Raw genomic sequence first — 22,157 nt, forward strand, 5'->3', positions numbered from 1 at the left:
AACATATCTCGCAAAGACCGAGGCTGAGCTTGTCGGAAGCGAAGCGGGCGCGTAGCGCCGATCCCTGTTCTTTTCTTCTCGCGAAGGTCAGTTTTGAGCGCGACGTCGCAAACGATTACACTACCCGGCCCGCTCCCTCTCGATGGGGGAGGCGACCTGGCACGTGTCGAGGTGGCGCTTGAAACCTATGGCGAGCTGAATGCGGACCGCTCCAACGCGATCCTGCTGTGCCATGCGTTGACCGGCGATCAATATGTCGCCTCGGCCCATCCGATCACCGGCAAGCCCGGCTGGTGGGAGCGAATGGTCGGCCCAGGCAAGCCGATCGATACGGATCGCTTCCATGTCATCTGCGCCAATGTCATCGGCAGCTGCATGGGCTCGACCGGCCCCGCAAGCGCTGCCCCCGACGGCGCTCCCTATGCCATGCGCTTTCCGGTCATCACCATCCGTGACATGGTGCGCGCCCATGTCGGCCTGCTCGATGCGCTCGGGATCGACCGTCTCCATGCGGTGGTCGGCGGATCGATGGGCGGGATGCAGGCGCTCAGCCTTGCCGCCAACTGGCCCGAACGCACTGCCCGTGTTCTGGTGATCGCCTCGACCAGTCGCCATTCGGCGCAGAACATCGCTTTCCATGAGCTTGGACGCCAGGCGATCATGGCCGATCCGCGTTGGAAGCAAGGCAATTATTACGGGGGCGAAGCGCCCGATAACGGCCTCGCCGTGGCGCGCATGGCAGCGCATATCACCTATCTTTCCGAAGAGGCGTTGACCGGCAAGTTCGGGCGCAATCTACAGGACCGGGACGCCAAGAGCTTCGGTTTCGATGCCGATTTCCAGGTCGAGAGCTATCTGCGGTATCAGGGCAGCGGTTTCACCCGGCGGTTCGATGCCAACAGCTATCTCTATATCACCCGCGCGATGGATTATTTCGACCTTGCGGAAGAGCATGGCGGCAGGCTGGCTAACGCATTTGCGGGGGCCGATGCGCGTTTCTGCCTCGTCAGCTTCGACAGCGACTGGCTTTATCCCACGAGCGAGAGCCGTCATGTCGTCCACGCGCTGAATGCGGCGGGGGCCGCGGTGAGTTTCGTCGAACTTTCCGCGCCGCACGGGCATGACAGCTTCCTGCTCGACGTGCCCGCGCTCGACCGGGTTATCGGGGGGTTTCTTGGGTGAGCCATCCTGCAACCGAACTGCGCCCCGATCTCGCGGTGATCGCCGACCAGATCGAGCCGGGCAGCCGGGTGCTCGATATCGGTTGCGGCGATGGCGCGCTGATGCTGGCCCTGCGCGAAAAGGCATGCGACGTGCGCGGGATCGAGATCGACGGTGCCTGTGTCGAGCGCTGCGTATCGCAGGGCCTGTCCGTGGTGCAGGGCGATGCGGACCGGGATCTGGGCGATTATCCGGACAAGGGGTTCGACTATGCCGTGCTGAGCCAGACGCTCCAGACCGCCGAACGACCCGACCGGATGCTGGGTGAATTGCTGCGCGTGGGAAACCGCGCCTTTGTCAGCTTTCCGAATTTCGCCCACTGGCGGACTCGTGCGGCGCTGATGTTTGGCGGACGCATGCCGGTAACACGGGCGATTCCGGTAAGCTGGTACGAAACGCAGAACATCCACCACGTCACCATTCTCGACTTTCGCGACCTCGCTGCCGAAAAGGGCGCGACGATCGAGCGCGACTGGTATTTCGCCAAAGAGCGCCCGATCGGTCGCTTGGCCGCCAACAGCCGTGCGGAGTTTGCTGTGTTCGAACTCGCGCGCTGATCGTCAGCCGGCTTTCTTCGGAATTTCCGCCACGTGCGGTTCATGCCCCCAATGGCGCAGCAGGGCGAGGACATGCTTGCCGGACAGGCCGAGCGTGCCGTTGTTGCGCAAGGGGTGAATGTTCATCCGCTTCGCCTCGGCGATCGATCGATCGAGCACCACGGTCACACTTTCGGGCTGTGCGTTGATCATCGCGAGAGGTGTGACCGAACCGGGCGTTATGCCCAGCAGGCGGTCCATATCCCCTGTTATGCCGAAACTCACGCGCTTGCAGCCGATCGCGGCGGGCAGGGCCTTCAAATCCACGCGTGCCTCGGCTGGCACGGTGACCAGCCAGAAGGCGCCGCCCGCATCTTTCAGGAACAGATTCTTGGTATGCGCGCCGGGAATGTCGGCATCGATTGTCCGGCTCTCCTCGACTGTAAAGACCGCCGCGTGCTCATGCGCCTCGAACGGGATTGCCAGCGCGTCGAGGTCCGCCAGCAATCCCGCTTCGCCGCGCATCACGCTTCGCGGTGGATGCCGCAGATCTTGTGACCGTCGAGATCGCGGAAATAGGACAGGTGCATCGTACCCATGGCGTTCTGGCGCGGTCCGGGCGGGTCTTCGATGCTAGTGCCACCAGCCGCGATGGCCGCGTCGTGCAGTTCCTTTACCTGGTCGCCGCTGTCGCATTTGAAGCCGATCGTCATGCCATTGGCGCAGGTGGCTGCCTCGCCATCGATCGGCTGGGTCAGGCAGAAGGTGCCGCCATTATGCATGAAGAAGACGCGCTTGTTGCCCTTCGCATCGGTATTGTCGATCGCCATTTCGCAGCCGACGACCTTGAGCACCTTTTCGTAAAAGGCCTTGGCCTTGTCGATATCGTTGGTGCCGATCATGATGTGGTTGAACATCCCGTCTCTCTCCTTTGGGTTTCGATTCGCCACCTTACTGGGCCGCGGCATCCTGACAAGCGGCGATCGTACTTCGTCGCTTGCGGTTCAGCCAGGCGCGCGTAAAAGCGCCGCATGTCGACTATCTTCGCCTCGCTCGCCCTGTCCTTCATGCAAGCCGCCACCGGCGCTCCGGCGGCCTCGGCCGCGCAGCTTCCCGATCTCACGCTCGAACAGGCCAGCGGATTGCGCTGTTCGGTCGCCTTCGGGCTGGTCCACCGCGCCCAGCGCGATGGCGAACTTGCGCATTATCCCGTCATGGCCGAGCGCGGGCAGGAATTCTTCGTGCGCACGACCGCCCGGTTGATGCACGAACTCGATACCGATCGCGATACGATCATGGGCCTGGTGATGCGCGAGCATGAAGAATTCGGCGGATCGCCCGAGCGGCTGGACGAAGTGATGCCCGCCTGCCTGCTGATGCTGGACGCATCGGGCCTGTAACTCCCGTTCAGGATCGCGTCAGCCCGCATGCGCTAGCGGTGTGAGCCGATCGTGAACCTGCCGGGGATACCCATGCGTAAAATCCTCCTGCCAGCCTTGCTCGCGGGGCTTGCCACCCCCACCATGGCCGAGGCCGCCGGACCTGCCGATGCGCCGCTCGCGGCCTTCGGCGAGCATCTGCACGATCCCGAACGTCAGCGCGACATGGCGCTGATGCTGCAGGCAATGACCGAGGTGCTGCTCGACATGCCGATCGGCCCCCTTGCCGAAGCCGCCGCCGACATGGCGGGCGAGGAAGCGCGCCGGATCGATCCCGACATGACGCTGCGCCAGATGACGCCCGAAGCCGACCGCATCGGCGAAGAGGTTGCGCGCAATGTCCCGCGCGCCATGCAGGCCGCAGGTTCGATGGCCGAGAGTCTGGCGGCGATGACTCCGCTGCTACGCGAAATGGCCGAGCGGTTCCGCGAAGCGATGCCGGAACGCGATTGATCCACCGCTAAATTGGCACCTTGCCTTCTCGGCCCGGTGGACGGGCGGCCCGCCCTTGTGGCAATGCGGCTGAATCCATGTGGCAACTTCATCAATTCCCCCTGTGCCCCTTCAGCCGCAAGCTGCGCCTGCTGATGGGCGAAAAGAACGTCGCTTACGAACTGGTGCGCGAATACCCTTGGGAAGGGCGCGACGAGCTGTGGCACCTCAATCCTGCCGGACGGACGCCGGTATTGCATGACCCCGCGCGCCGGGTGGCGCTGAGCGACAGCCAGGCGATCTGCGAATTCCTGGAAGAAACGGTCGACCGCACACCGATGATTTCCGGCAGTGCGCTGCAGCGTGCGGAAATCCGCCGCCTGGTCAGCCTGTTCGACGAGAATTTCTATCACGACGTGACCGAGCCCGCGCTGCACGAGAAGATGAAGAAACGCCTCGTGCTGCGCCAGTCGCCCGATGCGCAGGTGCTGCGGAGCATGGGCCGCCTGCTGCACGGCCATCTCGACTATATCGACTGGCTGGTCGATACGCGCCAGTGGCTCGCGGGGCCGACGCTGAGCCTCGCCGACCTCACCTGCGCGGCGCATCTCTCGGTGGTCGACTATCTTGGCGGGATCGAGTGGAAGGGCCATGACCAGGCGCGCCAGTGGTATATGGTCATGAAAAGCCGCCCCAGCTTCCGCCCGCTGCTGAGCGAGAAAATGGACGGCCTACCCCCGCCACGGGAATATGCTTCGCTGGATTTGTGAGGCAAGTCGGGATCAATGCCCGTGTAGCACTGCACTTTCCAATTTCTGATCCATCAGTTCGGCAATATCCTGACGGAAAACGTCGAGTGCTGCGTAAGTAGTGCGAAAGGACGTTTTGAGGCGCTGCGAGCGATCGTGATCGTCAGCGATTTCGACCGAAGCCAACAAGCGGCCCAACGCGTCTTTCGGTTCGATACGGATTCGAATGATGACATCGTCTCCCTCTAGCGTATCGTAGCCCCACAGAGTTTCGACCGGAGCGTCCTTCGCAATTGGATATGTGCGAAGGCTCTCACCGAACGCGACTACATCCTGCCACCGTACCCAAAAGCCACCCTTGCCTCGAAAACGTTCGGTTTCGATTTGGACTGAAAGCCGCCCAAAGTCCTCATGAGGCAGACTCTTGTCTTCGTGACTGTCATCATAGCGGTATTGAAGAGTCAGTTTGTCCATGCGCTGTTATGGCTCGCAATTTTCAGCTCGCAACAGGTTAGATGGACCCGCCTTCACTTCTGACAAACCGGACAGAGCCACGTGCTGCGCCCGCCCTGTACGATGCGGCGGATCGTGCCGCCGTCCTCGTGGTGGCAGGGCTCGCCTTCGCGGCCGTAAACGTGGAAGCGGGTGGCGAAATAGCCCAGCTCGCCATCGGGCTGGGCGAAATCGCGCAAGGTGCTGCCGCCGTCGCGGATGGAGCGCTCGAGCACATCCTTGATCGCCGGGACGAGGCGCTTGAGCTGCGGCATGGTCACCTTGCCGCCTGCCTTTCGCGGATGGATGCCCGCGTGCCACAGCGCCTCGCAGACATAGATATTGCCGAGGCCCGCCACGATCCGCTGGTCGAGCAGCAGCAGCTTGATCGCCTGCTTGCGGCCTCTGGTGGCCTCGCGCAAATGTTCCGCCGTCAGCGCCTCGCCTAGCGGCTCCGGCCCCAGCGCGGCGAAGGGTGGCCACACGTCGAGCTCGGGGGCGAGCAGCAGGTCGACCGATCCGAACCGCCGAGGATCGTTGAGGGCAAAGACGTTGCGCGCCGTCTCGATCACGAGATGGTCGTGCTTGTCCGCCTCCTCCGGATCGATCCGCCACCGACCGCTCATGCCGAGGTGAAAAACCATCGCGTGGTCGCGGTCGGTATGGATGAGACCGTATTTCGCGCGGCGCGAAAGATGCGTCACGCTCGCCCCGGTCAGCGCCTGCACCAGACCGGGCGGGAAGGGGCGGCGCATATCGGGGCGGTTCACGACAACGCGTGTGATCGTCTCGCCCTCGAGAAAGCGCGCCAGACCGCGCACTGTGGTTTCGACTTCGGGTAGCTCCGGCATGGTTGGGGTGCGGGTAACAGGGAGTCTTGATGGCGTCTATTCGCTCCCTTCGGTCGCGGCGCCCTGTTCCGTCCCACGCCCCCTCCCGACCACCCACGGCACGGTATCTTATGGGTGGTCGGGAGGGGGCGTGGGACGGAACAGCAAGGGAAGCGCGGATGCGCTTCACGCACGCGACAAAAACTCCCTTCCAACCCGCATTTACCTTGCGCCCATCACCCCCTAAGGCCGTTACCCATGAACGACACCGTTTCCTTCGGCTACGAAGACATCGACGCGACCGAAAAGACCGGCCGCGTGGGCGAGGTCTTTTCCAATGTCGCCGCCAAATACGACGTGATGAACGACGCCATGAGCGGCGGCATGCACCGGCTTTGGAAAAACCGCTTCGTGGCCCGCGTGAAACCGCAGCCGGGCGAGGCGATCCTCGATATGGCGGGCGGCACGGGCGACATCGCCTTCCGCATGGCGGAGCGCGGGGCGAGCGTCACCGTCTCCGACATCAACCAGGACATGCTCGATGTCGGCATCGAACGCGCGATGGAACGCGGGATCGACGGGCTGGTGTGGAGCCGCCAGAACGCCGAGGAGCTAACCTTTTCCAGCCGGATCTTCGATGCCTACACCATCGTCTTCGGCATCCGGAACGTCACCTATATCGACAAGGCCTTGCGCGAGGCGCACCGCGTGCTGAAGTTTGGCGGTCGCTTCTATTGCATGGAATTCAGCCAGACCGACTGGCCGGGGTTCAAGGAAATCTACGACCTCTATTCGCACAAGGTCATGCCGCAGCTTGGCAAGGTGATCGCGAATGACGAGGACAGCTATCGCTATCTCGCCGAATCTATCCGCCGCTTTCCCAGGCCTGCGGAATTCGAGGCGATGATCCGCAGTGCCGGTTTCGAGAATACACGCGTCGAATCGATTCTCGGCGGTGCGGTGAACATTCATTCGGGGTGGAAGGTGTGACAGTGGCGTCTGTTCGCTCCCTTCGGTCGCTGCGCCCTGTTCCGTCCCGCGCCCCCTCCCGGCCACCCACGGCACGGTATTCTATGGGTGGCCGGGAGGGGGCGCGGGACGGAACAGCCGAGCCGTCAGGCGAGCTGAACTAGATGGCTCGTCCTTCGACGCATATCTGGCGTCTCCTGAAGTGGGGGCGCACGCTCGCAAGGCATGGCGCGCTGCGCGGGATCGAGCGCGATCCCAACACACCGCCTCCGGTCAAGCGGCTGGTGCGTATTGCCCGCTTCGGCACCGTGCAGCCCACGGAACCCGACTATGCGGGCGCTTTCCGCGAAATCGGCCCGGCGGCGATCAAGCTCGGCCAAACGCTCGCCACGCGGCCCGACCTCGTCGGCGAGGACGCGGCGCGCAATCTGCTGACCTTGCAGGACGATCTGCCACCGGTCGATTTCGAGCAGATCAGGCAGAGTATAGAGGCGAGCTTCGAGCAACCTCTCACGGCGCTGTATTCCGAATTCGATCCCGTTCCGATCGGCGCCGCCTCGATCGCGCAGGTCCACCGCGCAGTCACGACCGAGGGCAGGCAGGTTGCGGTCAAGGTGCTGCGCCCCGGTGTGCGCGAACAGTTCGCCCGCGATATCGACACCTATGAATGGGCCGCCGCGCATGTCGAGGCGATGGGCGGCGAGGCTTCGCGCCTCCGCCCGCGCCTGGTCATCGCCAATTTCAAGCGCTGGACCAATCGCGAGCTGGACCTGCGCCGCGAGGCGGCGAGCGCTTCCGAACTGGCCGAACATATGGTCGGGACGCCCGGATACGAAATACCCGGTATCGATTGGGACCGCACCAATGGCCGGGTTATGACCATCGACTGGATCGATGGCATCAAGATCAGCAATACCGAGGCGATCCGTGCGGCGGGCCACGATACCGACGAACTTGCCAGTCGTCTGGTGCTGGCCTTCCTCAAGCAGGCGATCGCTGCGGGTTTCTTCCACGCCGACATGCATCAGGGGAACCTGTTCGTGAAGGCGGACGGGACCATTGCCGCGATCGATTTCGGTATTATGGGCCGGATCGACCGGCGCGCGCGCATGTGGCTGGCGGAAATCCTCTATGGGCTGACGACGGGCAATTACCGCCGCGTCGCCGAAATCCATTTCGAGGCGCAATACGTGCCCAGCTATCACAATGTCGACGAATTCGCGACGGCGCTGCGCGCGGTGGGCGAACCGATGCGCGGCAAGCCCGTGAGCGAGCTGTCGGTCGGCCAGATGCTCGACGGACTGTTCGCCATTACTCGCGATTTCGACATGCAGACCCAGCCGCACCTGCTGCTGCTGCAAAAGACCATGGTGATGGTCGAGGGCATCGCCACGCAGCTCAATCCCAGCATCAACATGTGGGACACTTCCGCACCCTATGTCCGCAGCTGGATCCGCGACGAGCTGGGGCCGGAAGCCGCGATTGCCGACCGTATTCGCGAGGATACCGAGACGCTGCTGCGCATTCCCGACCTCGTCCGCAGGATCGAGGATCGCTTTCCGGCCAAGGGCGGCGCGCCCGAACCGCCACCGCTGCCCGATGTGGAATTGATGTGGGAAAGGCGCCGTCGCAAGGAGCGTTCGCGAGGGCTGCTGGGCTATGCCGTGGCGGCAGTGGCAGGGGGGCTGGCAGCATGGGCGGCGATAGCACAGGGGTGGATCGGCTAGGCAAAGCCGCTACGGCGCCAGCCTGGGACCGCTTCGCCCATTGGAGGCCATGGCCCGCCCGCATCCTGTTGGCAGCGGTGGTTGCCCTGCTGGTTCTTGCCGCGCTCACTCCGCTGGGCGCAAGCGTGGATGGCACGCCTTCGGAAGGTGCCGACTTGCTCTCCATCGAGCCGTCAGCCGAGAGCGAACCTGCGCGCGACGATGATCTTGCCTTCTACGACCGCGTGATCGAGCGGATCGCTGGCGGCGAGGCCTATTACGATGTCGTCGTCGAGGAACAGCGCGCGCGAGACTATCCGGTGCGCCCTGGCCTTGCGGTCCGGCTCCCGACGCTCGCCTATATCCACGCTGCTCTGGGCGAAGCGGGGATGACTGTCCTCGCGATCTTGCTGATGGGCGCGACTGTCTGGGCGTGGTGGAAACGCCTCGGCGAAGAACCGGGCGGTCGGCGCGTGCAGCGGATCGGTGCGGCATTGATACTCATGGGCGCCTCGCTCGGCCTCAATCGCTACTATTTCGTGCTGCACGAGCTGTGGGCGGGAATGCTTCTGGCGCTGGCCTTAGGGCTGCACCGGCCCGGGCGCTGGGGTGGGTCTCTGGCCGTGGCGGCGCTGGCTTTGGCCATCCGCGAACATGCCTTGCCTTTCGTCCTGCTCATGGGGGCTATTGCGGCCTGGCGGCGGGATTGGAAGGAGGCAGCGGCATGGGGCGCTCTGATAATGATATTCCTTTTGGCATTAGCCTGGCATTTTGCGCTGGTTTCGTCGCACGTCCTGCCCAGCGATCCCGAAGGCCCAGATTGGCTGGTGCTGCGCGGATTATCGGGCTGGCTCGGTAATATCGTCTTGAGCTCGAACTTACGCTTCCTGCCGCATGAAATCGCCGGACCGCTGGTCCTGCTGATGGTGCTCGGCTGGGCGGGCTGGAAATCGCCAGCAGGAACGACCGGCACGCTCCTTTATCTTGGCTATGGTCTTGCCTTCATGCTCGCGGGCCGGGCGAACAATTTCTACTGGGGAGCGGTCGTTTCGCCTGCGATGTTCGTCGGGCTCGCCTTCGTGCCCATGTCAGTTACGTCACTGATGCAATCTGCGCGAGGCAAGGCGTGACCCTGCCCGAACGGCCTTTCGCACGTCTGCCGCGCTGGGCGGCGCTGGCGCTGCTGCTGGCGATGCTGTTCGCCTGTGTCTGGAACGCCTTTGCGCTCGAGACGCGCAACGCTGCGCACGAGGCGGATATCGAACAGCGGCTCGAACGCGGGCAGCGGGTCGATATGGACCTCTACCGCGCGGTGAACGCGCGCGTGGCGGCGGGGGAGGACTACTACGCCGTGGCGGCAGACGAGCATCGCGATTTCGGCATGCCGCTGACGCCTTTCGTCACTGTCCGCACACCGATTCTGGCATGGACGAGCGCGCTTTGGGGGGAAGGGGGCTGGCGCATTATCGCGGTAATTCTCTGGAGCGCGAATGTGCTGGGATGGATGGTCGCTTTGCGGCGGGAACGGCGGTTGGAACGGCTCGCCGCAACTGCACTGGCCGGGCTGTTCGGCGTGGTGGCGTTTATCGCCGATATTCCCTTCAGCCATGAAATCCTCGCCGGGATGCTGCTGTCGCTGGCGCTGGCCGCTTCGGTGGGCAGCCTGTGGGTTGGCGGTTTGGCGCTTGCGCTCGCCGCGATAGCCTTGCGCGAACTGGCGCTGCCCTTTCTGCTTGCGTGGGCCGCCATTGCCATATTCGCGGGCGAACAACGCAAGCTGGTCGCGATTTCAGGCGCACTGGTCCTGATCGCGCTTGGCCTTGCCCTTCATGCGTCGGCTGTCGCCAATGTGCGTGCGCCCGGCGATCTCGTTTCGCCCGGGTGGCACGGGATGATCGGACCTGCTCTGCCGTTTTACGGCATCCACATCACCACCTTGCTGCAAACGCTTCCTGCATGGCTCGCCGGCCCGCTCGGTGTGCTCCCGCTGTTCGGCTGGCTTGCCGTGGGCGGCCGACTTGGCGCATTCGCAAGCCTGTGGTTCGCAGGCTTCATCGCGGCGGTCGCCATTTTCGCGCGACCGGAGAATGTCTACTGGATGGGTCTGTTCATCCCCGCTTACGGTGTTGGCCTGGCCTTCGCCCCACGTGCTCTTGTCGACCTGGTCGGTGCGATCAGGCGTCCGGTTTCGGCATGCCCCAGGCCCGCATGGCCACGATGATGACGATGCAATGGAACGCCTCCACCGCCATGGGCATCATCCACCCGTCATAGGGGCCTTGCGCGATTACGTTGATGAACCGCCCGATAAAGGCGATGCCGAACAGGCCGAGCGCGGGCAGAAGCGCTTCGGGACGCCGCTTCCATGCGCCCCAGGCAAGCGACACGGCAGTCACATAGAAGAATGCGGTCATGTCTCCGCGCAGGGTGGATTCGCCATGAGTGGATGCGATTGCCAGCCCGAAATCGCCCGCCGCGCCTGCCGGGTCGACCAGGAAGCTGGTTCCCAGCACCAGATCGAGGATCGCCAGCGCAAGCAGAATCGCGCTCAGGATCACATGCATGAAAACCTCCCCGTTTCCCCTTTTTTCACCATGTGATGTTAGGCGGATTCGGGAAAAACGCCAGTGCTATGCGCTGGTCATGTCGGACGGGGGGCGCTAGCAAGCGCAGCGATGAGTTTACGGGTTACCATTCGCCGATCGGCCCGGAAGGGTGCGGGCATGATGCAGGCCGGTGGAGTCGCGGCATGAGCGGTCCGAAGATCCTGCTCGTCATCGGGGGCGGCATCGCGGCCTACAAGTCGTGCGAACTCGTCCGGCTGATCCGCAAGGCGGGGGGCGAGGTCACCTGCGTGCTGACCAAGGCGGGGCAGCAATTCGTCACCCCGATGGCGCTCGCCGCCCTGTCCGAGAACAAGGTCTATACCTCGCTGTTCGATCTCAAGGACGAGGTCGAGATGGGGCACATTCAGCTCAGTCGCGAAGCCGATCTCGTGGTCGTGTGTCCAGCCACCGCCGACCTGCTGGCCAAAATGGCAGCGGGCATTGCCGACGATCTCGCGACCACGCTGATCCTCGCCACCGACAAGCCGGTGCTCACCGTGCCGGCGATGAATGTGAAGATGTGGGAGAATTCGGCAACCCGGCGCAATGCCGACTGGCTGCGCCAGGCGGGCGTGGCAGTAATGGATCCGGACGAAGGCCCGATGGCGTGCGGCGAGTTCGGTCCAGGCCGGATGCCCGAGCCACCTGCGATACTGGGCCGCATCGGCGAGGAGCTGGGTCTCGATATCGAGCTGCCCGAACTGATGGCGCCCGCGCCCGCGCAGCTTGCGGCGCCCGCAGAGGACATCGCCGACGATTCCTACACGGCGGAAGACCTCGAGGACGAGGACGAGGCGGAGCCGAGCGGTGGCGGATTGGGCGGCCTGCTTGCGATGATTATTCCGCGCTCGACCCAGCAGCGCAGCCACGAAGAGATCGAAGCCGAGCTCGAGGACTTGCCCGAAGCGGATGCGCCCGAGATCGCCGAACCGCCCGAGGCGGACGAACCGCTGCCCGATGCGGGGCCGATCCTTGCCAAGAAGGGCAAGGCGTCATCCGCCCCGCCGATCGATCCCGCAGCGCTCAATCATGAAGTCGCTCGGCAGGACATGCGCGCCATGCCGCAGCCGGTCGCGGACCGGACTGCGACCACTACGGTCGCGTTTGACGATTCCCCGCTGGCGGGACAGGCCGCTTTCGATCCCGATCCGGCGCATCGTCCACTCTACGGCAAGCATGTGCTGATCACCGCCGGGCCGACTCGCGAGCCGATCGATCCGGTGCGCTATATCGCCAACCGGTCGAGCGGGAAGCAGGGCTTCGCCATTGCCGCGATGGCCGCCGCCGCCGGTGCGCGGGTCACGCTGATCGCCGGGCCAGTCCATTTGCCGACGCCGGTTGGGGTGGACCGCGTCGATGTGGAAACGGCCGAGGACATGGCCGAAGAGGTGCGCCGTGCCCTGCCAGTCGACATCGCCTTCATGGTGGCTGCCGTCGCGGACTGGAAGAGCAAGCATATCGCAGGCGAAAAGATGAAGAAGCGCGGCAGCGCACCGCCAGCCCTGATCCTGGCCGAAAACCCCGATATCCTTGCAAGCACTGCCGCCGGGCACAAACGCCCCACATTGTTGATCGGCTTTGCCGCAGAGACCGAGAACGTGGTCGAGAACGCCAAGTCGAAACGCAAGCGCAAGGGGGCCGACTGGATCATCGCCAACAATGTCTCAGGCGCGGAAGGCGACAGCGTGATGGGCGGTGACCTGAACCAGGTTCACATCGTCACCGCGAGCGGTGTCGAAAGCCTGCCGGAAATGCCCAAGGAAGACGTGGCGCGCGAACTGGTGCTTCGTGCCGCCGAAGCCCTTCAGCCCGTAGAGGACGACCATGACTGAACCCGTCGGCGTGCGGCTCAAACGCCTGCCTCACGGACACGGGCTCGATCTGCCCGCCTACGCCACCAGCGGCGCGGCGGGGATGGATGTGCTCGCGGCTGAAGATCTGACCCTGAAACCGGGCCAGCGTCATGCGGTTGCGACCGGCCTCGCCTTGGCGATCCCTGAAGGGTATGAAATTCAGGTCCGCCCGCGTTCGGGCCTTGCGCTCAAGCACGGCATCACCGTGCCGAACACGCCGGGCACGATCGACAGCGATTACCGGGGCGAGGTGAAGGTCATCATGATCAATCACGGGGCCGACGATTTCGCGATTCAGCGCGGCGATCGTATCGCCCAACTGGTGCTTGCCCCTGTCACTCGGGCCGCGTGGGAGGAAGTCGACGAACTCGACGACACCGTGCGGGGCGCCGGCGGTTTCGGTTCGACCGGCGGGCACGCACGGCTTGGCTAGATGATCTTCCCGGTCGCCAGTTCGACCCAGACGAGCATCGCCAGCGCAATCGCCCCGCCAATGCCGATCAGCCGCGCCGAGGCCGTCCGGGCAAGCCGCAATACCGCTTCGAGCGCGATCCCGAGCATGGCGAGCAGCGCGGCCATGGCCGCGAAATCGCGCAGATCCCACGCCACTTCGCTGGTGAATTGCATGGCGATTGCCGGGATCATCATCACCAGCAGAGCCAGGCCGGCATATATGCGACGGACCGATCCCGAGCTGGGCAGCCGCAAGTCGGATCTAGTCATTTCCCATCTCCTTCGCTTGGTATTCTAGCCGGGGAAGGGCGCAAATACCCAGGTCGTCCATCGAGCGAGCAGGGACGCAGGCAGAATTAGACGAACGCAAACGAACGAAAAAGGGCGGCCCGCTCCATCGGCCGCCCTGTTCCTGTCATTACGTCGGTGGTGGATGCGCCGCTAGTCGATTCGGCGGACCGTGGTCTTTTCCGGTGCGATCGAGATGCGCAGCGTCTCGCCCGAATTGCCCGGGAAGTCGGTAAACATCGCTTCGACCAGATTGGGCACCAGATATTGCAGACGGTTCGAGGTGGATACCGCCTGGGCCTTGCCTTCGAACAATCGTTCGCCGGTCGCCGCGCGGTCGATCTTCATGTCGATTCCGCTGGTATAGACGGTATAGCTGCGCACTTCGGGGCCGCCGAACCACGGATCGTAGAAGCCGTAGCCCCAGCGACTGCCGTAATAGCGCGGGCGGTAATATCCCAGCCGCGAACGGTAGCCAAAGGGTGAGCGGTAGCCGTACCAGGGCGAATAGAACGGGTCGTGAAAGCCTGTCGTGCGCACCCGCTCGCGGCCATTGTCGACCCCGTAATCGAAGCGCACCAGCAGCGTAGCGTCTTCTGGCGAAGCGGCTTCCGCATAGCCAAGCCGCGCCATCTGCGCTTCGACGAGATCGGCATATTGGGCGAATTCGAGACCGCCTGCGAGCGCCGGATCGTCCGCGACCACAAAGTAACTTTCGCCCTGCGGAGCGGGCAACTGCGTCTGATAGCGCGAAACGTCGGCTTTGAACGGTGTGGCGCAGGCGGCCAGGCCTGCCAGGATCATCGGTACGGAGGCAAGCTTGAGTGTGCGCCCCCAACCCTTTTTGCGGTCGGTCATCATCAGTCCTCTTCGAACGAGCACGCATCTACCACGATTACGCGCATTTGCGCAGTCCGCCGCTTCCCCAAGGCACACTGCCAGTAACTGTGCCTGTGTGTAGACGAACGCCCATGAACCCGGTTTGAATGCCCGGATTCACATTTCCTGTATCTACGTACCGTCCCTGAAGGACTTAGCGGACGAGACCGAGCGCAGTGTAGGCCGCCTCCAATGTCGGTCGTCCGATTTCGCGCGCCTGGCTGGCGCCGCGCGCGAGAATTGCATCCAGAGCTTCGCGATCGTCGAGCAATGCGGTGAAGCGCTCCGAAATAGGGCGCAGGGTTTCCACCAGCAATTCGCCCAGCGCCGGCTTGAACTTGCCGAAACCCTCGCCGCCGAAGTCCTTCAGCACGTCCTCGACGCTGCCATCGGTCAGCGCGGCATAGATTGTGACGAGGTTCAGCGCCTCGGGCCGACCTTCCAGGCCCTTTTCCTCGCTCGGCAGGGGTTCTGGATCGGTCTTCGCCTTCTTGATCTTCTTCATCACCTCGTCGGGTGTGTCGGCGAGTTCGATGCGGCTCATGTCCGAAGGGTCGGACTTGCTCATCTTCTTGGTTCCGTCCCGCAGATTCATGATCCGCGCGGCTTTGGGCGGGCTGATCGGATCGGGCAGGGTGAATACCGGCGCATCCTCGGAAGCGAAGTCGTTATTGAACTTCTGCGCGATATCTCGGGCGAGTTCGAGATGCTGCTTCTGATCCTCGCCCACGGGGACGTGCGTTGCCTGATACAGCAATACGTCGGCCGCCTGCAGCACCGGATAGGTGAACAGCGCGGCGCTGGCGCCTTCCCGGTTCTTGCCGCTCTTGTCCTTGAACTGGGTCATGCGGTTCAGCCAGCCCATGCGGGCCGTGCCGTTAAGCAGCCATTGCAATTCCGGATGGGCCGGTACCTGTGCCTGGTTGAACAGGACGCTACGCTGCGGATCGATCCCGCAGGCGACCAATGCGGCGGCCATTTCCAGCGTTGCCCGTTTAAGCTCCGCCGGATTGTGCGGCATGGAAATCGCATGCAGATCGGCAAGGAAGAAAAGACATTGGTTCCTGCCTGCATCGCCGCTCTCCGTCGTCCCCTCTGCGCGGTTCGCTTCTTCCATGTCATCCTGCATGCGCACCCAGTTGCGGATCGCCCCCAGATAATTGCCGAGGTGGAGATTGCCGGTAGGCTGGATGCCCGAAACTACTCTCATTGCAGGGCGCATGGGATCAGGGATTCCTCTTTTTGGTGAGGGCAGCGATGCGCTGCCGGTCGATGGCGCCGACAGCGAAGGCGACGCCGAAATAGACGATGGCCGAACAGGCGACGAGCACCGCGAGGGCGGCGAGGCGCGCGAACAGTCCCGCAGCGAACCAGCCGGTTAGCAAATCGCGCGCATAGAACAAGGCAAGGCCCATCGCCCCGGCTGCGATCAGTTGCCGCGCGATCCGCAGCAGCAGGGCGCCCGGCACCGCGTACCAGCCGCGCTTCGCCAGTACGAGGCAGAGGAAGCCCACATTGATCCAGGCGCCGATCACGCTGGCATAGGCGACGCCGATCACTCCGAACCGCTGGAGGAAGGCCAGGTTGAAACCGATGAAGACCGCGAGCGAGATGAAAGCGGCGATCACCGGCGTCTTGGTGTCCGCACGGGCGTAGAAATTGGGCACCAGCACCTTGACCAGGACGTAGGCCGGCAGGCCGAGAACCAGCGCGGCGAGCACTTCGCCCGCAATGGCCGCATCCTCCACGCTGAACCGGCCGCCCTGGAAGATCATGGTCACGAACGGCGTGGCGCAGATCCCTAGCGCCACCGCTGCGGGAATCGTCAGCAGCATGGAAAGTTCTATGGCGTCGGACTGGATGCGGTCGGCACCCTGCTTGTTCTCGCTGCCGACGAATTTCGACAGCGTCGGCAGGATCGCGGTGGACAGCGCAATGCCGATGATCCCAAGCGGCAACTGGTTCAGCCGATCGGCATAATTCATGTAGCTTACCGAGCCTGCGGCAAGCTGGTTGAGGAAATAGAGCTGAACCAGCGTGTTGATCTGGTAGGCGCCGCCGCCGATCGCCGCGGGCAGGGCGATGATCGACAGGCGTTTCACCTCGGGCGTGATACGCGGCCACAGAAGGCGCGGGCGAAAGCCTTCCACCCGGCTCCAGTAATAGAGCCAGGCCAGTTGCAGCACCCCGCCCCCGGTGACCGCCCAGGCCACGCCGAAGGCGACCTGCTCGACACTCCAGCCGAACGCGCCCATGGCATAGTCGCCAGCAAGCAGCGCGGCGATCAGCACCAGATTGAGGATTATCGGAAAGCTCGCCCCGGGGGCGAAGCGGCTGACCGAATTGAGCATGCCGGTGAACAGCGTGACCAGGCTGACCAGCACGATATAGGGAAACATGATCCGCGCGAAGGCGACGGCTATATCGAATGTCGCGGGATCGACCGGCTTGTCCGACAACAGCCAGATGACGCCCGGCATGGCCAGCATCATCACCGCGCACAGCGCGATGAGCACCGGCAGGAAAACGCTCAGCACATCGTCGGAGAAGCTGCGTGCGTCGTCGATCCCGCCTTCGCCGTTCAGGCGTTTGGAAAACATCGGGACGAAGGCGGCGGAAAACGCCCCTTCCGCAAACAGGCGGCGGAAAACATTGGGGATGATGAAAGCCTGAAACCAGGCATCGGTCACCGCATTGGCGCCGAGGACGCGCGAGAAAATCATCTCGCGCGCCATCCCGGCCACGCGGCTGACAAGGGTCAGCCCGCCGATCGTTCCGACGTTTTTGAGCAGGCTCACCTGTCAGAGCCTCATCGCAAGTCTGTCGCTCAGGCGTCGCCGGCGGGCGGCGTTGCGCCCTGGGCTTGCTGTTCCTGCGCGCGGGCGGCCAATTGCTGCTGGTAAAGCGCGCCGAAATCCATCGGGTCGAGCATCAGCGGCGGGAAGCCCGCATCGCGGCTGGCATCGGCGATTACGCGCCGTGCGAAGGGGAACAGGAGGCGCGGTGCTTCGGCGAAGAGGAAGGCGTGCGCATGTTCGTCGGGCAGGTTGCGCATGCCCATCAGACCGCAATAATCGAGATCGATCAGGTAGAGATTGCCCTGGCTGGTCTTGGCCGTGGCCGTGATCTTCAGCGTTACCTCGTGGACTTCATCGGATACCTTGTCGGCGCCGATATTGACCTGCACGTCGAGCTGCGGCTGTTCGTTCCACTGGAAGCACAGGGGCGCGTTCGGGTTTTCAACCGACAGGTCTTTGATATATTGCGAGATAATTCCCGCGCTGGGCTGGTTGTCGACGCCATTGGCGCCGGCTGCGGGATCCATGTTGAGGTCGGTGAGAACGTCGCCTTCGTCGGCCATGAGCAGTCGCTTTCCAATTATCCGAATGTGCGTCCCCGCGTGCCGCTGGTGGCGCGCGGGACTGTCGGGGCGCGCGCCTAGCATTGTCGGCCGCGCGTAGCAATGCGTCGCCGCGAGCGGTCGCGGCGCGGGGGGATGTTCATCGCACTACCATTGTCGGTTTGTAATTCTTCCCTATCTAGGGCAGGAAAGACGCTGGACTGCCGGGGGCACGCTGCCGCCCGCAAAGAAGTAGGGAAGCAGGTTACTTACGTGATCATCGAGATCGTCATTCTTGCCATGATCGCCGCCTTTCTCGGGCTGCGGCTCTATTCGGTGCTCGGTCGCCGTTCGGAGCATGAGGAAGAGGTGATTCCACACCGGTTCGAACGTGGGGATACCTCGCCGCCTGCGGACAATCCGCCGCGTCAGCTACGCCAGCCGGTCGTTTTGCGCGGGGCCGACGACAGCCGCGCGCCGGCTAACGAAGCGGGCGTCCGCGCGATTGCTTCGGCAGATCCGGCTTTCGATCTGCTCGGCTTTCTCGAAGGGGCCAAGAGTGCCTATGGCATGATCCTCGAAGCTTTCTGGAACGGCGACAAGGAAACCCTGCGCGAACTCACCGACGATGATGTTTATGCCAGCTTCGCGGGCGCCATCGATGCGCGCGAGGAAGCGGGCGAAACGCTCGATAACCGTCTGATCCGGATCGAGGATGCCAGTATTCATTCGGCCGACCTCGACGGGCGGACCGCCCGCATCGCGGTGCTTTTCGTTGCCGATATCGCTGCCGTGACGCGCGATGCCGATGGGAATGCGATTGCCGGTTCGCTGGACGATGCGATCGAGAGCCGCGACGTGTGGACATTCCGCCGCAATATCGGGGCGTCCGATCCCAACTGGGTGCTCGACGAGACGGACGAGGGCTGACGCCCCGCGCGCAACGGGGAGGGTTCATGCACAAATCGATGGTGATCGCGATGACGCTGGCGCTTGCCGCCTGCGTCAGGATGGTGCCCGATACCAGGCCGGTCCAGGGTGTGGCGCTACCGCCGGGAACCGTCTCCAGTGCCGCCTTCGCGCCGATCGAGCGCGGAGCGGATGTGGCAGCGTTGGGGTTGGCGCCCGACGATGCAGGCACGGCGCTGGTATCCTTCATCGAGTCGTGTCCATCGATCCTCAAGCGCGAGGATGCCAGCGGGCTGACGTTCGCGGAAGACTGGCGCCCCGCTTGCGAAGCCGCGGCAACCTGGCCGGTGTCCGACGCGCGGCGCTTCTTCACCAGCTATTTCGAAACCGCGCGTGTGGGCGATGGTGCGGCTTTCGCCACCGGCTATTTCGAACCCGAAATCCGCGGTAGTCGAGTGCGTGCCGCGGGGTACGACGTACCCATCTATGGCGTCCCGCCCGAACTCACGCGCGCCTGGCCCGAAGACATGCCCGAAAGCGAGCGCGAAGGGCGCCCGCCGCTGGGCCGCTACGACGACAGGGGCGAATTCGTGCTGTTCCACGATCGCACCGAGATCGAACTGGGCGCGCTGGAGAATCGCGGTCTGGAAATTGCCTGGGCGGCGGACCCGGTAGAGTTCTTCTTCCTCCAGATTCAGGGCTCGGGCCTGCTGCGCCTGCCCGACGGTTCGCTGATGCGGATCGGTTATGCGGGTCAGAACGGGCGCGAATATGTCGGCATCGGGCGCGTCATGCGCGAGCGCGGTCTGATCGGCGAAGGCACGCCTTACGAAACCTCGATGCAGGGCATTATGGCCTATATTCGTGATCATCCCGCCGAGGGGCGCGACATCATGCGCCTCAACAAGAGCTGGGTGTTCTTCCGCGAGCTGAATTCGGATGGTCCGCTGGGTTCGCTGGGCGTGCCCGTCCGCCGTGAAGCCTCGGTCGCGGTCGACCCGAAATTCGTGCCCTATGGAGCCCCGGTATTCCTCGATATGGAAACCGATGTCGCCGATGGCCTGTGGATCGCGCAGGATACGGGCGGGGCGATCAAAGGGGCCAATCGGTTCGACACTTTCTGGGGCAATGGCCGGGATGCGCGCGCGATTGCGGGCGAGATGAGCACGCGCGGATCGGCGCTGGTCCTGCTGCCACGAGGGACGATCGAACGGCTCGAAGCCCGGCGATGAGCGCGCCGCGCGGATTGTCGGCAGAAGAGGCCGCTGCATGGGAGAAGGTTGCGGCGACGACAGTGCCGCTGCATCCGCTCAAGCCTGTCCAACCCCGCCCCGCGCATGAGGCGAAAGCGCCCGCCCAGCCAGGGCCGACCAGAAAGGCGAGCCTGCCACGGGCGCCGAAGTCGGCCCACATCGCGCCGCCACCGCCACCGAACCAGCCAACCCAACCGGACCGGGGTCTCGATTCGCACTGGGACCGGCGGCTCAAATCCGGCGCGCTGCAACCGGAGCTGACGCTGGACCTGCATGGGCATAATCTCGATGCCGCCTATGACCGGCTGATGAGCGGGGTGGCGCAGGCACGGGCGATGGGCGCACGCACGATCCTGCTGATCACAGGCAAGCCGCGCCCGGTGGCGTCGGCGGATCGCAGCGCGCGCCGCGGCGCGATCCGCGCCAAGGTGCTCGATTGGCTGGCGGCATCGAGCCACCATTCGGCCATCGCCGCCGTCCGCCGCGCGCATCAGCGCCACGGCGGCGACGGTGCACTCTACATCGTGCTCAGGCGCGAACGCTGAAGGGTCATTCGGCGTTGGCCTTCGACGCGACGCCCTCACCGGAAATCGACAATGCGCTGGCCATTCCCGGCGCCTTCGACTTACCGCCGATCTTGTCGCGGACGGCTTCTTCGATGCGATCGCCGATCGCGGCATCGACATTGCGCCAGTATTCGAAGGCGCGCACCAGAACCTTCTCGCTGACGCCATCGGCCAGATGGCCCGCGACATTGGACACGAAGCGATCGCGCTGGGCATCATCCATGACGTCGCGCACGAGGATGCCCGCCTGCGTCCAATCGTCATCGTCCTCACGCAGGGTGTAGGCCTGCCGCACCATATCCCCATCGGCGTGCCAGGTGGCTTCGCCGCCCACCTCGGGCTGTGCGACCGGTCCGCCATAGGAATTGGGGGCATAGACCGGATCGACGGCATTCTTCACCCGCATATCGCCTGCGCGCGAATAGGAATGGACCTCCGCGTTTTTGGCCGAATTCACCGGGATCTGCTTGTAATTGACGCCCAGCCGCGCGCGATGCGCATCGGCATAGGAAAAACCGCGAGCGAGCAGCATCTTGTCGGGCGACAGGCCGATACCGGGAACCATATTGTTGGGTTCGAAGGCGAGCTGTTCGATCTGCGTATCCCAATCGACCGGGTTTTCGTTCAGCATCAGCTTGCCGACTTCGATCAGCGGATAATCCTCATGCGGCCAGACCTTGGTGAGGTCGAACGGATTGATGCGATAGGTCTTGGCATCCTCATAGGGCATGATCTGCCATTTCAGCGTCCAGCTCGGATAATCGCCCTTGTGGATCGCATCGAACAGGTCGCGGCGGTGGTAATCGCTATCCTCGCCCGCTTTCTTCACCGCTTCGTCCTGCGTGAGATGTGCGTTTCCGCTCATGTCGCCGACATCGGTGTGGAAGTGGAATTTGACCCAGAACTTCTCGCCCTCGGCATTGATGAGCATGTAGGTATGGCTGCCATAGCCGTTCATCTCGCGCCAGTTCTTGGGCACGCCGCGATCGCCCATCAGATAGGTCACCTGATGCGCGCTTTCGGGGCTCAGCGTCCAGAAATCCCACATCATATCGTGATCGCGTAAGGCATTGTCGGCGCGGCGCTTCTGGCTGCGGATGAAATGCTGGAACTTCAGCGGATCGCGGATGAAGAAGATCGGCGTGTTGTTGCCGACCATGTCGAAATTGCCATCTTCGGTATAGAATTTGACCGAGAAGCCGCGCGGATCGCGCCAGGTGTCGGGGCTGCCGCGTTCGCCCGCCACGGTGGAAAACCGCATTGCGACATCGGTTTTCACGCCCGGCTGAAACAGCTTGGCCTTGGTATATTTCGAGACGTCGCCAGTCGTCTCGAAGTACCCGAATGCGCCCGAACCCTTGGCATGCGGTTGGCGCTCGGGAATGCGCTCGCGATTGAAGTTCGCCATCTGCTCGATGAGATAGTGATCGTTGAGGACGATCGGACCATCGCGGCCGATCGTCAGCGAATGCTCGTCGCTCTGTACGCGGATACCTGCATCGGAGGTGGTGGGGGGGATTTTTGAGCCGGACATGGGCGACGCCTTTCAGTTGGAGTGTGATAGACATACGAGCCGGTTGCGGGTTCGGGTCCCGGGCCTGGTGACACATTTTGCCGCTCGGTGTGATCGGATCGC

25 protein-coding genes are annotated in these 22,157 nt (G+C 63.7%); 14 read left to right on the top strand and 11 right to left on the bottom strand.

What is annotated here, in order from left to right; all coding sequences use genetic code 11:
• The first annotated feature begins 93 nt into the window (after positions 1-93).
• Both metX and metW read left to right on the top strand, forming a co-directional pair.
• Positions 94-1,182, top strand: a complete 1,089-nt coding sequence (gene metX, locus MUY37_RS13300; protein WP_499195845.1) for a homoserine O-acetyltransferase MetX — start codon at positions 94-96, stop codon at positions 1,180-1,182.
• Positions 1,179-1,778 (top strand): methionine biosynthesis protein MetW, encoded by a 600-nt coding sequence (metW, locus tag MUY37_RS13305; RefSeq protein WP_499195846.1) that lies wholly within the window; start codon positions 1,179-1,181, stop codon positions 1,776-1,778. Before metX ends, metW begins: the two co-directional genes overlap by 4 nt.
• Positions 1,779-1,781: 3 nt before the next feature.
• On the opposite strand, the gene MUY37_RS13310 is transcribed toward metW, so the two are convergent.
• Both MUY37_RS13310 and MUY37_RS13315 read right to left on the bottom strand, forming a co-directional pair.
• A complete protein-coding gene (locus MUY37_RS13310; RefSeq protein WP_499195847.1) occupies positions 1,782-2,282 on the bottom strand; it encodes a prolyl-tRNA synthetase associated domain-containing protein in 501 nt (166 codons plus the stop codon).
• Entirely contained in the window at positions 2,282-2,674 is a 393-nt protein-coding gene (locus MUY37_RS13315) for a VOC family protein (RefSeq protein ID WP_499195848.1), read from the bottom strand. Before MUY37_RS13315 ends, MUY37_RS13310 begins: the two co-directional genes overlap by 1 nt.
• A 114-nt stretch (positions 2,675-2,788) precedes the next feature.
• Between MUY37_RS13315 and MUY37_RS13320 the strand changes: the two genes are divergently transcribed.
• From MUY37_RS13320 to MUY37_RS13330, 3 genes are all read left to right on the top strand, one after another.
• Positions 2,789-3,157, top strand: coding sequence for a hypothetical protein (locus MUY37_RS13320; protein ID WP_499195849.1), 369 nt, complete (start codon positions 2,789-2,791; stop codon positions 3,155-3,157).
• 72 nt (positions 3,158-3,229) lie between these two features.
• The gene (locus MUY37_RS13325; protein WP_499195850.1) at positions 3,230-3,649 is read left to right on the top strand and encodes a hypothetical protein; all 420 of its coding nucleotides are present in this window, start codon (positions 3,230-3,232) and stop codon (positions 3,647-3,649) included.
• Between the two features lie 77 nt (positions 3,650-3,726).
• Positions 3,727-4,398, top strand: a complete 672-nt coding sequence (locus MUY37_RS13330) for a glutathione S-transferase family protein (protein ID WP_499195851.1) — start codon at positions 3,727-3,729, stop codon at positions 4,396-4,398.
• A gap of 12 nt (positions 4,399-4,410) precedes the next feature.
• Here MUY37_RS13330 and MUY37_RS13335 read toward each other — a convergent pair whose 3' ends face one another.
• Together MUY37_RS13335 and mutM are read right to left on the bottom strand one after the other, a co-directional pair.
• Positions 4,411-4,851, bottom strand: coding sequence for a hypothetical protein (locus MUY37_RS13335; protein ID WP_499195852.1), 441 nt, complete (start codon positions 4,849-4,851; stop codon positions 4,411-4,413).
• Between the two features lie 53 nt (positions 4,852-4,904).
• On the bottom strand, positions 4,905-5,720 hold the full coding sequence (mutM, locus tag MUY37_RS13340) for a bifunctional DNA-formamidopyrimidine glycosylase/DNA-(apurinic or apyrimidinic site) lyase (protein ID WP_499195853.1): 816 nt from the start codon (positions 5,718-5,720) through the stop codon (positions 4,905-4,907).
• A gap of 237 nt (positions 5,721-5,957) precedes the next feature.
• On the opposite strand from mutM, the gene MUY37_RS13345 reads away from it, so the two are divergent.
• From MUY37_RS13345 to MUY37_RS13360, 4 genes are all read left to right on the top strand, one after another.
• Positions 5,958-6,689 (top strand): class I SAM-dependent methyltransferase, encoded by a 732-nt coding sequence (locus tag MUY37_RS13345; protein WP_499195854.1) that lies wholly within the window; start codon positions 5,958-5,960, stop codon positions 6,687-6,689.
• A gap of 143 nt (positions 6,690-6,832) precedes the next feature.
• The gene (ubiB, locus tag MUY37_RS13350; RefSeq protein WP_499195855.1) at positions 6,833-8,395 is read left to right on the top strand and encodes a 2-polyprenylphenol 6-hydroxylase; all 1,563 of its coding nucleotides are present in this window, start codon (positions 6,833-6,835) and stop codon (positions 8,393-8,395) included.
• Positions 8,362-9,504, top strand: coding sequence for a hypothetical protein (locus tag MUY37_RS13355; protein WP_499195856.1), 1,143 nt, complete (start codon positions 8,362-8,364; stop codon positions 9,502-9,504). Before ubiB ends, MUY37_RS13355 begins: the two co-directional genes overlap by 34 nt.
• The gene (locus MUY37_RS13360) at positions 9,501-10,595 is read left to right on the top strand and encodes a hypothetical protein (protein WP_499195857.1); all 1,095 of its coding nucleotides are present in this window, start codon (positions 9,501-9,503) and stop codon (positions 10,593-10,595) included. The genes MUY37_RS13355 and MUY37_RS13360 overlap by 4 nt, the downstream gene beginning before the upstream one ends.
• Here the strand turns inward: MUY37_RS13360 and MUY37_RS13365 are convergent.
• The gene (locus MUY37_RS13365) at positions 10,549-10,938 is read right to left on the bottom strand and encodes a hypothetical protein (protein ID WP_499195858.1); all 390 of its coding nucleotides are present in this window, start codon (positions 10,936-10,938) and stop codon (positions 10,549-10,551) included. The genes MUY37_RS13360 and MUY37_RS13365 overlap by 47 nt on opposite strands.
• 185 nt (positions 10,939-11,123) lie before the next feature.
• Here MUY37_RS13365 and MUY37_RS13370 point away from each other — a divergent pair, with 185 nt between their 5' ends.
• Together MUY37_RS13370 and dut are read left to right on the top strand one after the other, a co-directional pair.
• Positions 11,124-12,812, top strand: a complete 1,689-nt coding sequence (locus tag MUY37_RS13370) for a bifunctional phosphopantothenoylcysteine decarboxylase/phosphopantothenate synthase (RefSeq protein ID WP_499195859.1) — start codon at positions 11,124-11,126, stop codon at positions 12,810-12,812.
• Positions 12,805-13,266, top strand: coding sequence for a dUTP diphosphatase (dut, locus tag MUY37_RS13375; RefSeq protein ID WP_499195860.1), 462 nt, complete (start codon positions 12,805-12,807; stop codon positions 13,264-13,266). The genes MUY37_RS13370 and dut overlap by 8 nt, the downstream gene beginning before the upstream one ends.
• Here dut and MUY37_RS13380 read toward each other — a convergent pair.
• From MUY37_RS13380 to secB, 5 genes are all read right to left on the bottom strand, one after another.
• Entirely contained in the window at positions 13,263-13,556 is a 294-nt protein-coding gene (locus MUY37_RS13380; RefSeq protein ID WP_499195861.1) for a hypothetical protein, read from the bottom strand. The genes dut and MUY37_RS13380 overlap by 4 nt on opposite strands.
• Before the next feature lie 171 nt (positions 13,557-13,727).
• Complete coding sequence (locus MUY37_RS13385) at positions 13,728-14,432, bottom strand: DUF4136 domain-containing protein (protein ID WP_499195862.1); 705 nt, start codon at positions 14,430-14,432, stop codon at positions 13,728-13,730.
• 175 nt (positions 14,433-14,607) lie between these two features.
• Positions 14,608-15,663: a tryptophan--tRNA ligase gene (trpS, locus tag MUY37_RS13390; protein ID WP_499195863.1), complete on the bottom strand. Its 1,056-nt coding sequence runs from the start codon at positions 15,661-15,663 to the stop codon at positions 14,608-14,610.
• Positions 15,664-15,679: 16 nt separating this feature from the next.
• Positions 15,680-17,251, bottom strand: coding sequence for a murein biosynthesis integral membrane protein MurJ (gene murJ / locus MUY37_RS13395; protein WP_499195864.1), 1,572 nt, complete (start codon positions 17,249-17,251; stop codon positions 15,680-15,682).
• Positions 17,252-17,280: 29 nt separating this feature from the next.
• On the bottom strand, positions 17,281-17,814 hold the full coding sequence (secB, locus tag MUY37_RS13400) for a protein-export chaperone SecB (protein ID WP_499195865.1): 534 nt from the start codon (positions 17,812-17,814) through the stop codon (positions 17,281-17,283).
• 252 nt (positions 17,815-18,066) lie between these two features.
• Between secB and MUY37_RS13405 the strand changes: the two genes are divergently transcribed.
• Genes MUY37_RS13405 through MUY37_RS13415 form a run of 3 tightly spaced genes read left to right on the top strand, consistent with a single transcriptional unit; the run spans position 18,067 to position 20,500 of the window.
• The gene (locus MUY37_RS13405; RefSeq protein ID WP_499195866.1) at positions 18,067-18,723 is read left to right on the top strand and encodes a Tim44/TimA family putative adaptor protein; all 657 of its coding nucleotides are present in this window, start codon (positions 18,067-18,069) and stop codon (positions 18,721-18,723) included.
• A 26-nt stretch (positions 18,724-18,749) separates the two neighbouring features.
• Positions 18,750-19,934, top strand: a complete 1,185-nt coding sequence (gene mltA, locus MUY37_RS13410; RefSeq protein WP_499195867.1) for a murein transglycosylase A — start codon at positions 18,750-18,752, stop codon at positions 19,932-19,934.
• Positions 19,931-20,500, top strand: a complete 570-nt coding sequence (locus MUY37_RS13415; protein ID WP_499195868.1) for a Smr/MutS family protein — start codon at positions 19,931-19,933, stop codon at positions 20,498-20,500. Before mltA ends, MUY37_RS13415 begins: the two co-directional genes overlap by 4 nt.
• A gap of 4 nt (positions 20,501-20,504) precedes the next feature.
• Here the strand turns inward: MUY37_RS13415 and MUY37_RS13420 are convergent, their stop codons facing one another.
• The gene (locus MUY37_RS13420) at positions 20,505-22,055 is read right to left on the bottom strand and encodes a catalase (protein WP_499195869.1); all 1,551 of its coding nucleotides are present in this window, start codon (positions 22,053-22,055) and stop codon (positions 20,505-20,507) included.
• Positions 22,056-22,157: the final 102 nt, after the last annotated feature.

It is taken from the genome of Qipengyuania sp. ABI-127-1 (assembly GCA_022953095.1).
Lineage (GTDB): Bacteria > Pseudomonadota > Alphaproteobacteria > Sphingomonadales > Sphingomonadaceae > Qipengyuania.

Excerpts from the sequence above, each read along its gene's own strand:
- MUY37_RS13420 (WP_499195869.1), bottom strand. The coding sequence starts at position 22,055 with ATGTCCGGCTCAAAAATCCCCCCCACCACCTCCGATGCAGGTATCCGC.
- MUY37_RS13380 (WP_499195861.1), bottom strand. The coding sequence starts at position 13,556 with ATGACTAGATCCGACTTGCGGCTGCCCAGCTCGGGATCGGTCCGTCGC.
- MUY37_RS13320 (WP_499195849.1), top strand. The coding sequence starts at position 2,789 with ATGTCGACTATCTTCGCCTCGCTCGCCCTGTCCTTCATGCAAGCCGCC.
- MUY37_RS13310 (WP_499195847.1), bottom strand. The coding sequence starts at position 2,282 with ATGCGCGGCGAAGCGGGATTGCTGGCGGACCTCGACGCGCTGGCAATC.
- MUY37_RS13315 (WP_499195848.1), bottom strand. The coding sequence starts at position 2,674 with ATGTTCAACCACATCATGATCGGCACCAACGATATCGACAAGGCCAAG.
- MUY37_RS13355 (WP_499195856.1), top strand. The coding sequence starts at position 8,362 with ATGGGCGGCGATAGCACAGGGGTGGATCGGCTAGGCAAAGCCGCTACG.
- MUY37_RS13385 (WP_499195862.1), bottom strand. The coding sequence starts at position 14,432 with ATGACCGACCGCAAAAAGGGTTGGGGGCGCACACTCAAGCTTGCCTCC.
- MUY37_RS13415 (WP_499195868.1), top strand. The coding sequence starts at position 19,931 with ATGAGCGCGCCGCGCGGATTGTCGGCAGAAGAGGCCGCTGCATGGGAG.
- secB (WP_499195865.1), bottom strand. The coding sequence starts at position 17,814 with ATGGCCGACGAAGGCGACGTTCTCACCGACCTCAACATGGATCCCGCA.
- dut (WP_499195860.1), top strand. The coding sequence starts at position 12,805 with ATGACTGAACCCGTCGGCGTGCGGCTCAAACGCCTGCCTCACGGACAC.
- MUY37_RS13335 (WP_499195852.1), bottom strand. The coding sequence starts at position 4,851 with ATGGACAAACTGACTCTTCAATACCGCTATGATGACAGTCACGAAGAC.
- mutM (WP_499195853.1), bottom strand. The coding sequence starts at position 5,720 with ATGCCGGAGCTACCCGAAGTCGAAACCACAGTGCGCGGTCTGGCGCGC.
- MUY37_RS13370 (WP_499195859.1), top strand. The coding sequence starts at position 11,124 with ATGAGCGGTCCGAAGATCCTGCTCGTCATCGGGGGCGGCATCGCGGCC.
- MUY37_RS13365 (WP_499195858.1), bottom strand. The coding sequence starts at position 10,938 with ATGCATGTGATCCTGAGCGCGATTCTGCTTGCGCTGGCGATCCTCGAT.
- ubiB (WP_499195855.1), top strand. The coding sequence starts at position 6,833 with ATGGCTCGTCCTTCGACGCATATCTGGCGTCTCCTGAAGTGGGGGCGC.
- MUY37_RS13325 (WP_499195850.1), top strand. The coding sequence starts at position 3,230 with ATGCGTAAAATCCTCCTGCCAGCCTTGCTCGCGGGGCTTGCCACCCCC.
- MUY37_RS13345 (WP_499195854.1), top strand. The coding sequence starts at position 5,958 with ATGAACGACACCGTTTCCTTCGGCTACGAAGACATCGACGCGACCGAA.
- MUY37_RS13330 (WP_499195851.1), top strand. The coding sequence starts at position 3,727 with ATGTGGCAACTTCATCAATTCCCCCTGTGCCCCTTCAGCCGCAAGCTG.
- mltA (WP_499195867.1), top strand. The coding sequence starts at position 18,750 with ATGCACAAATCGATGGTGATCGCGATGACGCTGGCGCTTGCCGCCTGC.
- trpS (WP_499195863.1), bottom strand. The coding sequence starts at position 15,663 with ATGAGAGTAGTTTCGGGCATCCAGCCTACCGGCAATCTCCACCTCGGC.